Origin of the sequence: Brachybacterium sp. UMB0905 (assembly GCF_002871795.1) — a bacterium.
GTDB lineage: Bacteria > Actinomycetota > Actinomycetes > Actinomycetales > Dermabacteraceae > Brachybacterium.
In genome coordinates, this window is sequence record NZ_PNHL01000002.1 from 156,047 (window position 1) to 169,149 (window position 13,103).

Annotated in this window: 14 protein-coding genes and 2 tRNA genes; 3 read left to right on the forward strand and 13 right to left on the reverse strand. The window is 70.0% G+C overall.

Translation table 11 applies throughout. The annotated features are described in order from the left end of the window. Window positions 1–107: 107 nt before the first annotated feature. Complete coding sequence (locus tag CJ197_RS02230) at window positions 108–1,004, reverse strand: NAD(P)-dependent oxidoreductase (RefSeq protein ID WP_102235131.1); 897 nt, start codon at window positions 1,002–1,004, stop codon at window positions 108–110. Between the two features lie 226 nt (window positions 1,005–1,230). Here CJ197_RS02230 and CJ197_RS02235 point away from each other — a divergent pair. Beyond that, a tRNA-Lys gene (locus tag CJ197_RS02235) sits at window positions 1,231–1,304 on the forward strand. A gap of 54 nt (window positions 1,305–1,358) precedes the next feature. Here the strand turns inward: CJ197_RS02235 and CJ197_RS15315 are convergent. The 8 genes from CJ197_RS15315 to CJ197_RS02275 form a co-directional block, all read right to left on the reverse strand. Then, window positions 1,359–1,859 carry a hypothetical protein gene (locus CJ197_RS15315; protein WP_146007686.1) on the reverse strand — a complete coding sequence of 167 codons (501 nt, stop codon included), beginning with the start codon at window positions 1,857–1,859 and terminating at the stop codon, window positions 1,359–1,361. Next, entirely contained in the window at window positions 1,801–2,571 is a 771-nt protein-coding gene (locus CJ197_RS02245) for an ABC transporter ATP-binding protein (protein WP_102235133.1), read from the reverse strand. Before CJ197_RS02245 ends, CJ197_RS15315 begins: the two co-directional genes overlap by 59 nt. An 89-nt stretch (window positions 2,572–2,660) precedes the next feature. Continuing rightward, window positions 2,661–3,056 carry a metal-sensitive transcriptional regulator gene (locus tag CJ197_RS02250; RefSeq protein WP_369801460.1) on the reverse strand — a complete coding sequence of 132 codons (396 nt, stop codon included), beginning with the start codon at window positions 3,054–3,056 and terminating at the stop codon, window positions 2,661–2,663. Between the two features lie 57 nt (window positions 3,057–3,113). Next, window positions 3,114–5,414, reverse strand: coding sequence for a cation-translocating P-type ATPase (locus CJ197_RS02255; protein ID WP_102235134.1), 2,301 nt, complete (start codon window positions 5,412–5,414; stop codon window positions 3,114–3,116). Between the two features lie 6 nt (window positions 5,415–5,420). After that, window positions 5,421–5,630, reverse strand: a complete 210-nt coding sequence (locus tag CJ197_RS02260) for a heavy-metal-associated domain-containing protein (RefSeq protein WP_102235135.1) — start codon at window positions 5,628–5,630, stop codon at window positions 5,421–5,423. Between the two features lie 19 nt (window positions 5,631–5,649). After that, entirely contained in the window at window positions 5,650–6,324 is a 675-nt protein-coding gene (locus CJ197_RS02265) for a Pr6Pr family membrane protein (protein ID WP_199173852.1), read from the reverse strand. After that, a complete protein-coding gene (locus CJ197_RS02270) occupies window positions 6,321–7,103 on the reverse strand; it encodes an NAD(P)-dependent oxidoreductase (RefSeq protein WP_102235136.1) in 783 nt (260 codons plus the stop codon). Before CJ197_RS02270 ends, CJ197_RS02265 begins: the two co-directional genes overlap by 4 nt. 120 nt (window positions 7,104–7,223) lie before the next feature. Next, window positions 7,224–7,299: transfer RNA gene (locus CJ197_RS02275), tRNA-His, on the reverse strand. Window positions 7,300–7,468: 169 nt separating this feature from the next. On the opposite strand from CJ197_RS02275, the gene CJ197_RS02280 reads away from it, so the two are divergent. Beyond that, window positions 7,469–7,819 carry a thiamine-binding protein gene (locus CJ197_RS02280; RefSeq protein ID WP_102235267.1) on the forward strand — a complete coding sequence of 117 codons (351 nt, stop codon included), beginning with the start codon at window positions 7,469–7,471 and terminating at the stop codon, window positions 7,817–7,819. A 122-nt stretch (window positions 7,820–7,941) separates the two neighbouring features. Here the strand turns inward: CJ197_RS02280 and orn are convergent, their stop codons facing one another. Beyond that, window positions 7,942–9,843 (reverse strand): oligoribonuclease, encoded by a 1,902-nt coding sequence (gene orn, locus CJ197_RS02285; protein WP_102235137.1) that lies wholly within the window; start codon window positions 9,841–9,843, stop codon window positions 7,942–7,944. A gap of 153 nt (window positions 9,844–9,996) precedes the next feature. Here orn and CJ197_RS02290 point away from each other — a divergent pair, with 153 nt between their 5' ends. Continuing rightward, window positions 9,997–10,545: a thioesterase family protein gene (locus tag CJ197_RS02290; protein ID WP_102235138.1), complete on the forward strand. Its 549-nt coding sequence runs from the start codon at window positions 9,997–9,999 to the stop codon at window positions 10,543–10,545. A 289-nt stretch (window positions 10,546–10,834) separates the two neighbouring features. Here the strand turns inward: CJ197_RS02290 and CJ197_RS02295 are convergent, their stop codons facing one another. The 3 genes from CJ197_RS02295 to CJ197_RS02305 form a co-directional block, all read right to left on the reverse strand. Next, window positions 10,835–11,116, reverse strand: coding sequence for a hypothetical protein (locus CJ197_RS02295; protein ID WP_102235139.1), 282 nt, complete (start codon window positions 11,114–11,116; stop codon window positions 10,835–10,837). Window positions 11,117–11,270: 154 nt separating this feature from the next. Further along, complete coding sequence (locus CJ197_RS02300) at window positions 11,271–12,053, reverse strand: ABC transporter ATP-binding protein (protein WP_102235140.1); 783 nt, start codon at window positions 12,051–12,053, stop codon at window positions 11,271–11,273. Beyond that, window positions 12,050–13,102 (reverse strand): iron chelate uptake ABC transporter family permease subunit, encoded by a 1,053-nt coding sequence (locus tag CJ197_RS02305; protein WP_102235141.1) that lies wholly within the window; start codon window positions 13,100–13,102, stop codon window positions 12,050–12,052. Before CJ197_RS02305 ends, CJ197_RS02300 begins: the two co-directional genes overlap by 4 nt. Window position 13,103: the final 1 nt, after the last annotated feature.

The following is a 13,103-nucleotide window of genomic DNA, read 5'->3' on the forward strand; positions in this document are numbered from 1 at the left end:
CTGCGCGCCGGGCTCGGGGCCGAGCGCTGCAGCATCGCGGCTCCCTGCGGTATCGCAGGCGTCCTGCGGCACTGCGGCGAGGACAGAGCGTCGCCGCCGACACCTCTTCAGCGGCGCGACCAGCCAGGGGTGGAGGGGCCCACCGTCGGCCGCCACCCGGTCTCGGACATGAACCGCACCGAGGAGACCCGCAGAGAGCGGCGCTGGGTGTCCAGACGCGTACCCACGAGAGCCTGGGTGATCTCCGGGTAGAACTTCGCCGGCGCATCGGCTCCGGCTTCCATACCGAGGTCCTTCGCCCACCGCTTCTTGGTGATCGGCTCCCCGCCCACGTTGTAGAACCCGGAGTCCGCCCGCAGCGCCGCCACGAAGGCGCGCCCGGCATCCGAGTGGTGCAGCAGGGTGATGTACTGCTCCGGTCTGCCCAGCAGCAGCGGGTCCCCATTGCGCACGGCCTTCAGCCCATGGGTGGTGTGCCGATCGCGGCCGAACAGCTGCCCCAGACGCAGGATCACGGCGCTGCGCCCAGAGGTCGCGAAGTCCACGGCCGCCCGCATCTCCCGCACGCGCGGGCGGAAGGCCTGGTTGCGCACCGACAGCGGCTGGTCCTCGCCGATCCAGTCCGAGCCGTTGTCGCCGTACAGGTACACGGTGGACTCCTGGATGAGCTTGCGGGCACCCGCCTGCGCGGCGGCCTCCGCGACCGCGACCGAGGCTTCCAGATGCAACCGGTCATCCTCCCGCCAGGCCAGCGGACGCAGCCCCGCCATACCGACAGGCACATGCGCGAGAGTGTTGATCACCACGTCATGGCCGCGGAAGGTGCGGGTGAGGTCGGTACGGGAGAACACATCGGCGACGATGGCCCGCCCCCCGCGGCCTTCGACGATCGGGATCCCGGAGTCGCGACGCGTGATCCCGGTGACCTCGTGGCCGACAGCGACCAGCGCCTCCACCGCCTCCTGGCCGAGCACCCCGGTGGCACCGGTGACCGCGATCCTCACGCTGACCTCCTGCAGCGGTCGGGCCGAACCCTTCCGCGTCGACGACGCTGGACGGACCGAGTCTAGGCGATCACATCACACCTGCTGGATAGGCCGTCCTGGGCAGGCCGTCACCGCATCACCCCCGGCACCGCACGCGACCTGCACCCTTGCCTGTTCGCTCGCTCACAGAACGCGGAATCGAGTTGGACAGCGCTCCGGGGCGCGGTAAAGTTCTTCTCCGTTGGCGCCATTAGCTCAGTTGGTTAGAGCAGCTGACTCTTAATCAGCGGGTCCGGGGTTCGAATCCCTGATGGCGCACCCGTGAGAAAGCCCCCGTCGGATATCCGGCGGGGGCTTTCACGTGCGACGGGCTCAGAGCACCGTGTCCTCGGGGGCGGCGAAGGTGTTGCACCGGGACAGATCGCCCTCGCTGTACCAGCCGCGCAGCGCCCAGCGACGCAGTGCTTCGCCGCTGCCGTGGTAGGGACTGCCGGTATATGTCATGCCCGCCGCGCCTGTCCCATCGTGAGGGGTCGGCGCGTAGTCACCGCTCTGCTGGGCCATGACGGCCCAGGCGATGCATTCGGCCTGGAGCTCCTTGCGCACCGGGGTCTCGGTGCTGAAGGCCTCCAGCTCCGTGAGCGTCATGCCGTCGGCGTCCATGAGCGCTGCGGGCGCGGCCGAGATAGGTGCGGTGGCGGAGTCTGGGCGGCCCTCGCGTGTCAGCAGAACGGTCGCTGTGACCGCGAGAACCACGACGAGCAGGCCGGACAGCAGCAGCGCCGACGGCTGTGCGTCCGGCGCGAGACTGCGCTCAGCGGAAGCGCTGCACCGCGAGCGGGTTCGCGATCGCCAGATCGCGGATCTGCTCATGTTCGGTGTGCGAGAGCACCTCGCCCAGGGTGCCGCGGGCGAGAATTCTTCCCTGCCCCAGGTAGGCGATCTGCGGGCATAGGCGCTGCAGCAGCTCCAGATCATGGGAGGCGAGCAGCACGCCGATGCCCAGACGTTCGATGGTGGCACGCAGCCCTGCGGCGAGCTCAGCGCGCGTGTTGGGGTCCACGGCGGTCAGCGGCTCGTCGAGCACCAGAATTTCCGGACGGGTGGCGAGCGCCGTCGCCAGAGCCACCCGCTGCGTCTCCCCACCGGAGAGAGTGCGCATCGTGCGCGTCAGGTACTGCGGTCCGAGCCCCACCGAGGCCAGCATGTCCGCGGCAGAGATGCCATGGGTGCGCCCGCCCTTGCGCGCCTCCTTTGCGGCACGGTCCAGACGGTTCGCGACGGTCTCGCGCGGGTCCAGGATCGTCATCTCGTACTGGGAGACGAAGCGGACGGCAGCGCGGAAGTCCTTCTTGTCCCGGCCGCGGATGCGCGAAACGTTGCGCCCCCGCCAGGTCACCTGTCCGGCGCTCGGCCGGATCGCCCCGGCGAGCACGTCCACCAGGGTGGTCTTGCCGGACCCGGACTCGCCCAGCAGCCCCAGCGGCGCCATCCCCGGGGTGATCTCCAGGTCGATGCCCTCCAGGACCCTCTGGCCGGGATATCCGGCGACGACGGACTGGGCGATCAACGGGGTGGCAGACATCGGCAGTGGTTCCTCCAGACGGTACGGGACGCGCACGACTCTAGTCCCCGCCCGCTGCGGGGGAGCTGCCGTCCGGCCCGACGTGGCCTTCAGGAACGGACCAGCCGCGCGATCGCCGCGGAGGCTTCCTTGAGCTTCTCCTCGCCGGCATCCCCGCCGGAGCGGGCGGCATCGAGCACGCAATGCTGCAGGTGATCATCCAGCAAGCCCATCGCCACCGAGTCCAGGGCGCTCTTGAGCGCGCTGATCTGCGTGAGGATGTCGATGCAGTACTTCTCCTCATCGACCATGCGATGCAGCCCCCGGGCCTGCCCCTCGATGCGCTTCAGCCGGGCGAGGTAGCGGGACTTATCGGAGATGTATCCGTGATGATGCTCGCCAGTGGCAGCGCAGCAGGCATCGGAGGTGATGGGTGCAGCGGAAGCATCGGGCCCTCCGGGGGTGCCCTGCGGGGCGGGGGAGGGGATGTGATCAGTGGTGGTCACGGCAGCTCATTTCAGTGTCCAGAAGCCGAGAGGGCACGGTCATCGGTGGGGGCGTGGTCATCGGCGGGGGGTGTGGTCATCGCCAGGGGAGGGGTCATCGGCGTGGGAGCGGAAGGAGCGCAGGCGCAGCGAGTTGCCTACCACGAACACGCTCGAGAACGCCATGGCGGCCCCGGCCAGCATGGGGTTCAGCAGGCCCAGCGCCGCGAGCGGAATCGCCGCCGTGTTGTAGGCGAAGGCCCAGAACAGGTTGCCCTTGATGGTCCCCAGCGTGCGGCGGGAGAGGCGGATCGCATCGGCCGCGGCGCGCAGATCACCGCGCACCAGGGTGATGTCCCCGGCCTCGATCGCCACGTCGGTCCCGGTGCCCATCGCGAGCCCCAGGTCTGCCTGGGCCAGGGCAGGGGCGTCATTGACGCCATCGCCCACCATCGCAACCACGTGGCCGGCCTGCTGCAGGCGCGTGACCTCGGCGATCTTGTCCTCGGGGAGGACTTCGGCGCGAACCTGGTCGATCCCCACCTCGCGGGCGATCTGCTGGGCGGCGCGCTCATTGTCCCCGGTCAGCAGGATCGGGGTGAGCCCCAGGTCCCGCAGCTGAGCGATGGCGCGGGCACTGGTGGGCTTCACCGCATCGGCCACCACCAGCAGTCCCTCGACGCTGCCGCCGTGGTAGACCACAACGGCGGTGCGTCCCCGGGACTCGGCATCCTCCTTCGCCTGAGCGAGGTCGGCGGGTAGCTCCATGCCCTCCACGAGCCCGCTGCGCCCCACGAGGACCTCCGCACCCTCGACGCTTCCGCGTACACCGCGGCCGGCGAGGTTCGCGAAGTCCGTGACCTCCGGGAGGTTGCCGTGCTCCGCCGCGGCGCTGGCGATGGCCTGGGCGATCGGATGCTCTGATGCCGCCTCGAGGGCGCCCGCCCGGCGCAGCAGCGCAGCGCGGTCGATCCCGTCGGCCGGGATCACGTCGATCAGCTCCATGCGTCCGGTGGTGACGGTACCGGTCTTGTCCAGCACCACGGTGTCCACGCGCCGCGTGGACTCCAGCACCTCGGGGCCCTTGATGAGGATGCCCAGCTGTGCGCCGCGGCCGGTGCCCACCAGCAGGGCGGTGGGGGTCGCGAGTCCCAGGGCGCAGGGGCAGGCGATGATCAGCACGGCGACTGCGGCGGTGAAGGCCTGCTCCGGGCCGTGGCCGGTCAGCAGCCAGGCCGCGAGCACCCCGATCGCGATGACGATGACGATGGGCACGAATACGCCGGAGACCCGGTCGGCCAGGCGCTGGATCTCCGCCTTGCCGGACTGGGCCTCCTCCACCATGGTGGCCATCCGGGCCAGCTGCGTATCGGATCCCACGCGGGTGGCGCGCACCAGCAGTCGCCCGCCGGCATTGACGGTGGCGCCGGTGACCGCATCGCCCTCGCGCACCTCGACGGGCACGGACTCGCCGGTGAGCATCGAGGCGTCGACCGCGGAGGTGCCGGAGAGCACCACCCCGTCGGTGGCGATCTTCTCGCCGGGCCGGACCACGAATTCGTGCCCGACGGCGAGCTCGGAGATGGGGATGCGCCGCTCGGTGCCGTCCTCGAGGATCGCCACCTCCTTGGCCCCCATGTCCAGCAGTGCGCGCAGTGCGGCCCCGGCCTGGCGCTTGGACCGCTTCTCGAGGTAGCGCCCCAGCAGGATGAACAGGGTCACGCCCGCGGCGACCTCGAGGTAGATGTTCGCCGAGCCGTGCGAGGGCTCGATGCGCAGCGTGAACTCGTGCGTGAGTCCCGGCTGCCCGGCCTCCCCGAGGAACAGGGCGTACAGCGACCACAGGAATGCGGCGAGAGTGCCCACGGAGATGAGCGTGTCCATCGTCGCGGCACCGTGACGGAGGTTCACCGCAGCCGCCCGATGGAAGGGCCAGCCCGCCCACACCACCACTGGTGCCGTGAGCGTCAGGCACAGCCACTGCCAATGGGTGAACTGCAGGGCCGGAACCATGGACAGCACGATCACGGGCACCGTCAACAGCGCGGTGATGATCAGCCGCTGCCGCAGCGAGGCCAGCTCCGGATCGGTGTCCTCATCGGCAGCGGTATCAGCCGGGCCGTCGCCGCTCGGCGTCGGCGGGGCGGGGATCGTGGCGCTGTAGCCCGCCTGCTTCACCACGTCCACGAAGTCCTGCGCCGTGTACGTGTCCGGAGCGCTGACGTGCGCCTTCTCGGTGGCGTAATTGACGCTCGCGCTGACGCCCTCGAGCTTGCCGAGCTTGCGCTCGATCCGGTTCGCACAGGACGCGCAGGTCATCCCGTCGATCTCAAGCTCGATCTCGGTGAGGGCAGGGGGTGGCGACGAGGGAGTGGGCATGAGGGATCAGGCCTGCTTGGCGCTGTACCCGGCCTCAGTGACGGCCGCGAGGACGGCATCGGAATCCACCGGCGCCTCGGAGGTGACGCGCAGTAGGCCGGTCTCATAGCTGACCTCCACGGCGGTGACGCCGGGGATCTCGGAGACCTCCTCGCGCACAGACATCTCGCAGTGGCCGCAGGTCATGCCGGTGACGGTGAAATCGGTGGTGGTCATGAGGGCTCCTTGGATCGAATCAGGGATACCGGGAGGGGGTATCCGTAGACGCGATCATATACCCCTGCGGGGTATCAGTGGTGCGCGGTTCGCTCGCAGGGGAACGCAGGCGCCCCTGCACCAGGTGGATCACCACCGCGATGCTGAGGAACGCCACCAGCACCACCGCTGTGGTCACCAGCACCTGGCCCCAGGAAGAGGCCGTCGGATCCAGGAAGGCGTAGGGGTACCAGCCGGTGATGCCGCCACGGATCCACGTCAGCACCAGGAAGATGATCGGGTAGATCTGCCACAGGGGCACCCGCGCCCAGCGAGGGCGGTGGATGCGCGGGGTGAGCAGCCAGTCCGCCAGCGCGGCAAGGGGCGCCAGGCGGTGCAGCACGATCCCCGTCCAGCCGATGTCCCAGCGCAGCAGCTCATCCAGCGGCGCCACCAGCAGCGCATAGATGATCCCGGTCATGGCCAGGTAGAACGTCACGGCGCCGCGCACATCATCGAACCAGGCCGAGCGCCGGGACCCCAGCGCCATCCAGGCGCCGATCAGCACCACCAGGGCGAGGTTCGACTGGTTGGTGAAGAAGGAGATGTTCTGCGCCAGCAGCCCGTCCCGGGCCGACGTGACCGCGTTGTGCACGAGCGCTGCGAGGATCACGAGCGCCAGCAGCACTCGCAGCACGCGGGCGAGGATGCTCATGAGTCCGCCGGCCAGGAGTCGCGCACCGCGGCGCCGCCCTCGACGACGTCCTCGCGGGCGCCTTCGAGCTCTGTCCACGAGTCCTGCGGGCGGTAGCCCAGCTCGAGCGTCGTGTTCGTCATGGACCAGCGACGGTTCGGGTTGTCGGAGATCGCGTAGAACTCACCGTGCGTCACCGCCGCCTCGATCGCGCAGCGCACCACGCGGGTGCAGTCCCCGGGGCTCAGCCACATGGCGCGCAGAATGTCCTCATCGGCCTCAAGCGGGTTCTCGCTGAACCAGCCGATGCGCAGGTTGATCACGTCCAGGCCGTGCTCGTCGTGGTAGAAGCGGCCCAAGGCCTCGCCGAATATCTTCGAGACGCCGTAGAGTGAATCGGGGCGCGGCACCTGTGTGGGGTAGACCGGCCACTGCTCATGCCGGTCATACATGCCCATCGTGTGGTTGGAGGAGGCGAGCACCACGCGGCGCACCCCCGCCTCGCGGGCGGCCTCGAGCACATTGCGCACGCCCACGAGGTTCGCCGCCAGCACCGCCTCCCACGAGGAGTCCGGCACGGCGGCACCGGCCATGTTCACCACGGTGTCCACGCCGTCCATGAGGGCGAGCACCTCGTCGTATTCCTCCAGATCCGCGATCCTCAGCTGCGCCCCCTCGGGTGCCTTCTTCGGGTCGCGGTCGTGCAGGAGAAGGTCGTACTCATCGCGCAGGGTCTGGGCCAGGTGGGCGCCGATGCCGCCGGTGGCACCGGTGATCAGGACACGTCGGGGAGTGTGCATGGGCCGATGATCCCGTGCTGCTGTGGGCGGGCACAAGCCGCGGGCGACGCCGATGGCGTCCAGACGCCGAAACGGCACCCCTGAGAATGCGAAAAACGCCCTGTGACCAGGGCGTTTTCGTGGGGTGATCGACGGGATTTGAACCCGCGACCGCCTGGACCACAACCAGGAGCTCTACCAACTGAGCTACGACCACCATGCGCGCCGCGTGGGCGCGACAGGAGACGATCATACTGCCTCTCACCGGGGAAGTCGCCTCGAGATGCCCGTCCGGCGGTGTGAGACGCGTTGCACCGGGAACTCAGCGCCGCGGAGGATATTCCATGCGTCTTGCCCGCGCCCCGCCGGCCCTCCACACTGGCGGCATGATCGTCGCCTTCTCCGTCCAGCCCACCGGTGAGCCGTCGGACCCATCGCTCACCCGCTCCCTCGATGACAGCTCCGATGCCGCGAGCGTGCATGACGCGGTGGCCGCAGCGGTGCGCGTGGTGCGTGCCTCCGGACTGTCCACTCGCACCTCCTCGATGTTCACCGAGATCGAGGGGGAGTGGGATGAGGTGATGGCAGTGGTCAAGGCCGCCACGATGGAGGCCGCCCGCTACGGCTCCCGCACCTCCCTGGTGCTGAAGGCTGATATCCGGCCTGGCCGCAGCGGGGAGCTGGACGGGAAGGTGCAGCGGCTGGATGCCGCGGTCGCGCGCCTCGAGGAGGACTGAGCCGGCTCGCGCAGGACAGGCTGTGCAGCTGACGGGGCGCCGACGGTCGCGCGGATCGTCGGCGCCCTGTCACATGCGCTCAGCTGAATGCGGTGCGGTCAGCTGAGTTTCGTGCGCTCAGCTCAGAGGGTGGAGTCCAGCAGCCCGTCCCGCATCGCGGCGGCGAGCGTGGGCGTCACCGGTAGACGGGGGATCAGCGTGGCCTGGTAGGCGTGGTAGATGTCCGGCTTGCCCGGCCAGGTCACACCTTGCGGTGCATTGTTCTGATCCAGTTCGTGGAACCAGGAGCCGTCCTCCGGATCCAGCAGGTAGGCGGAGATGTACGCCCACCACTGCTCGTACCGCTCAGCCCACACCCGCTCGCCCGTGACCTGGTACATCACCGCTGCGGCGCCGACGGCTTCGGCCGGCACCCAGTGCATGCGCTCGCGCGAGACGGGCGTGCCGTCCCAGTCCACGGTGTACACGAAGCCGGGCTGACCATCGGCCCCGAACGCCGCAGCGGACTTCTCCATCAGCGCGGTCGCGGCCTCGAGCATCCACTCCGGCGCCTCGCCGTCCAGAGCGATCAGCGCGGCGCGGGCGTGCAGGACCAGACGCGCCCACTCGATCCAGTGGCCGATCGTCGCGCCGTAGGGGCGGAAGGGGTGGGCGGGCTGGTCCTTGTTGTAGTCCAGCAGCGGGTTCCAGTCCACGTCGAAGTGCTCGGGCAGCGCCCAGTCATTGGCGCGCGCGAACTCGTCGATCGCCCGGGTGGCGATGCCGACGGCGCGATCCAGCCAGCGCCGCTCCCCGGTGACATCCGCGGCGGCCAGCAGGCCCTCTACCGTGTGCATGTTCGCGTTGATGCCGCGGTACTGCTCGCAGTCGGTGAAGGTGCGGTCGAAGGAGTCCACGCTCATGCCCGCGGCCTCGTCGAAGAACTTCTCATCCAGCACCGTAAGGGCCTCATCCAGCAGCTCCCGCGCCCCGGGCCGGCCCGCGGCGGTGCAGCTCGCGGCGGCGAGCACCACGAAAGCGTGGGCGTAGGCCTGCTTGGAGTCATCCACCGGGGAGCCATCGGCGACGGCGGAGTACCAACCACCGTGCTCTTCATCGCGGAACACGTCGCGCAGCGAGGTAAGCCCGTGATCGGCCAGACGGCCGAGGCCGGGCCGACCCATCAGGTGGCCCAGCGCGAAGCAATGCGTCATGCGGCAGGTGATCCACAGCTCCGCGGGCCGGGAGAGGTCCGGCTGACCCTGGGAGTTGAGCCACGCGAAACCGCCGTCCTCCCGCACGGACTCGGAGCCGAACATGAGCAGCTCATCGCCCTCGGCCTCCAGCCAGGTGTGATGCGAGGGGCGGTCCAGCCAGGGCAGGTGCGGGCGGGCAGCGGTATCGGTCACGGCAGTCTCCTGGGTATCTCGCAGCTCGAAGGCACGGGCGGCCTCTTGAGCCTGGGCGGTGGTGGGGCCGGGCTCGGGGACTATGAGCACCTGGCGGTAGTACTTCAGCTCCTGGATCGACTCGCGGATGTCGGCGAGGGCGCGGTGGCCGCCGTGCTTGGCGGGGATGTTGTAGTACACCCGCGGGAACCAGCGCTTGGCCAGCTCCTTCAGGCTCGAGACGTCGATCGTGCGATAGGAGAGCCAGCCGGCGAACTCGGGCACGTCGCGGTCCAGGAACGTGCGGTCGGTGCCGACGCTGTTGCCCGCGAGCGGCGCCTTGCCGGGCTCCGGGCAGAACTCCTTCACGTAGGCGAGGCACTGCGCCTCCGCCTCGGCGAGGGTCATGCCGCCGTCGAGCTCCTCGAGCAGGCCGGAGACGGTGTGCATGTTCACCACGAAGGGGTCCATGCCCTGCAGCGCCTCGGCCGGGGGCTTGATCACGACGTCGACGCCGTCCCCGAGGATGTTCAGATCTGCGTCGGTCACGAGGACGGCGATCTCGACCAGCGCATCACGCTGCTTGTCGAGGCCGGTCATCTCGCAGTCGACCCAGATGATGCGGTCGTTGATGGCACGAGTGGAGCTGGAGGTCACCGGACAACAGTAGCGCGAGGCCTCTCGCCCCTGGGCGGGCCTGCCGGGGGAGTGCCCGCGCGGGCTAGGGTGCGGCTCGACGACGACCGCACGTTACTCTGTGGTCATCAGGCCTCGAAGACGAGCCGACGAGTGCCCCAGGAGGGAGCCGCCATGAACATGTACCTCCGCATGCTGCTGTTCTTCCTGCGCGTGCGCGGGAAGTCCCCGCTCGGCATCTGGGACACCTCCCATGCGAGCTTCCGCGTGAACCCCGCCGATCTCGACGTGCAGCGCCACATGAACAACGGCCGCTACCTCTCGATCATGGATCTGGGCCGCATGGACCTCATGCTCCGCTCCGGCTTCTGGAAGCGGATCACCGACGCCGGCTGGTACCCGGTGGTGGCCGGACAGACCATCACCTACCGCAAGTCCCTCACGCTCGGGCAGAAGTTCGACCTCGCCACCCGCGTGATCGGCCACGACGAGCGCTGGATCTACATGGAGCAGGTGTTCCGCCGCGGCGACGCCGTCATCGCCGACGCCGTGATCCGGGCGCGCTTCCTGCGCAGGTCCGGCGGCTCCGTCGACGTCAGCGAGGTGCTGGACCTGGTCGGGCAACCGCCGGCGGACCTGGAGCTTCCGGCCTGGGTCGAGACCTGGAACCGGGAGTCCTCGGCCCACAGCAAGGCGCTGGGCGAGGCGGGAGGCGGCCGCTGACTGCACGGATGACGGCCTGTGACGCGAGGGCGTGACCGGCACCGTCGGCCGCCTGCCGCAGAACCTGTCGCTGCGCACAGGAGCCGCCGTCGCCGACCTGCTCGGCCTCCGGTCGCGGCCCGAAGCGCTGCGAGCGATCGAGGACGGCGACACGGATCCCGCGCACTACGACACCCTCGGCGCGGACCGGGACGTCGAGACCCGCGGCCTCGCCGCCCCCGCCCGGAACGGCCTGCTCGTGGTCAGCCGCGACGAGCATTTCCTCGCGCAGCCAGATATCGACCCCGGGTCATCCTCGACGAGGACGGTCTCCGTCCCGGGCAGGTGCCTGCGCCGAGCGTCGACGGATCTCCTCGACGAGGCTGATCGCCAGCAGGATCACCACGACGGTCAGCAGGATCCACTGCTCGAGGATGACGGCGAGGATCCCGGCGACCACCAGCGCGAAGAGATAGACGATGTTCAGCACCCGCAGCGAGATGCCCAGGAGCCGTGCGCCGAAGCGGGTGCGGGCGAGGCGCAGCAGGATCAGCAGCGCGATCGCGCCGAAGCTCAGCACCTTGAGGATCATCGGGACGGCTCCTGCTCGTCGGTCGGACGCGGGCCGGCGACGGGCCCCGCGAGGATCGACCCCACGCTACCGGGGCTTCCTGCGCGCAGACGCCGCGCCCGCGCCCGCGGTCGCTCGTGCGGTGCGTCCGGCGCCGTGCAGGGGGCACGTCGGCTCAGTGCTGCCAGCGCGGCACGACCAGCGGGGTGCCCGACTCCGGATCGACGATCACCCGGGCGTCCAACGAGAACACGTCGGCCACCAGGTCCTCGGTGAGCACCTCGTGAGGGTCGCCGGCGGCGACCACCTCACCGTCCTTCATCGCGATGAGGTGGTCGGCGTAGCGGGCGGCCTGGTTCAGGTCGTGCAGCACCGCGACCAGCGTCGTGCCGGTCTCGCGGTTCAGCGACCGGCACAGCTCCAGCAGCTCGATCTGGTGGCTGAGGTCGAGATAGGTGGTCGGCTCGTCCAGCAGCAGGATCGAGGTCTGCTGGGCGAGCGCGACGGCCATCCACACGCGCTGCCGCTGCCCGCCGGAGAGCTCGTCGACCAGACGGCCGGAGAGGTGGCGGATGCTCGTCGCCTCCATCGCCGCGATCACCGCCTGCTCGTCCTCGGGCGACCACGGGGAGAACAGACGCTGGTGGGGGTAGCGGCCGCGCATCACGAGGTCGACCACGCGGATCCCGTCGGGCGCCACGGGACCCTGCGGCAGCAGGCCGATCGAGCGGGCGAGGGACTTGGTGGGCAGGCGGTGCAGCGCCTCCCCGTCCAGGAGGACCTGCCCGCTGCTCGGGGTCAGCAGCCGGGTGAGGCTCTTGAGCACGGTGGACTTCCCGCACGCGTTCGGGCCCACGATGACGGTGAAGCGCTGGTCGGGGATCGCGACGGACACGTTCGGGCAGACGAGGTGGTCGGCGTAGCCGAGCGCCGCGTCGTCGACGAGGAGGCGGGTCATCGCGTCCTCCCTTCTCTGATGAGGAGCCACAGGAAATAGATCCCGCCGATGGACACCGTGACGATGCCGACGGGCAGCGGGGAATCGGGGTCGACCCGCTGGGCGATCACGTCGGCCAGCAGCAGCAGGAGCGCGCCGAGCGCGGCCGTCGGGCCGAGCGCGAGCCCGTCGGCCCGCACCAGGCGCCGAGCGATCTGCGGGGCGGCGAGCGCGATGAAGGACACCGGCCCGATCGTCGCGGTGGACAGGGCGATCAGGCCGATGCCGACCACGACCGCGGCGATCTGCACGGCGCGGACGTTCTGGCCGAGGGCCGTGGCGAAGGGGATGCCCACCTGCGTCACCTTCATCGGCCTCGCCAGCAGCGCGGCCGCGACCAGGAACACGATCGAGACCAGTAGCGTTGGCACGACGAGGGGCCAGGACATGCCCGAGAGGTTCCCCGCTCCCCACAGGCTCGCCATGATCGCGTCCTCCACCGTGGCGGTCAGCAGGATCCACACGTTCACCGAGGCCAGCATCGCGCTGACCCCGATCCCGACGATGATCAGCCGCACCCCGCGGACCGCGCCGCGCCGGGAGGCGAGCGCGAACACGATCAGGGCGGTGACGAGCCCGCCCACCAGGGCACCCGCGATCACGGCGGTGGTCCCGCCTCCGAGCAGGAGCATCACCACGAGGGCTCCGGTGTAGGAGCCGGTCTGGAAGCCGATCACATCGGGCGAGCCCAGCGGATTGGCGGTGAGGTTCTGGAAGAGGGCGCCGCTGATCGCGAGGCAGGCGCCGAGCAGCACGGCCATCACGATGCGCGGTGCCCGCCATTCGGCGACGACCATGGTCGAGTACTCGTCGCCGCGGCCGACGAGCGCGGCGAGGCCCTCGGCGGGGGTGATGCCCGCGGCGCCGGACAGCACCGCCCAGACAGCCACCAGCACGGTCGCGGTCCACAGCCCGGTGCACAGCCGCACCGAGCGGGCATCCAGGAGCATGAGCGGGCGGTGCGCCGGGCCGAGGCGCAGCATGGGGCGCCCGAAATCGAGGGTGGTCATC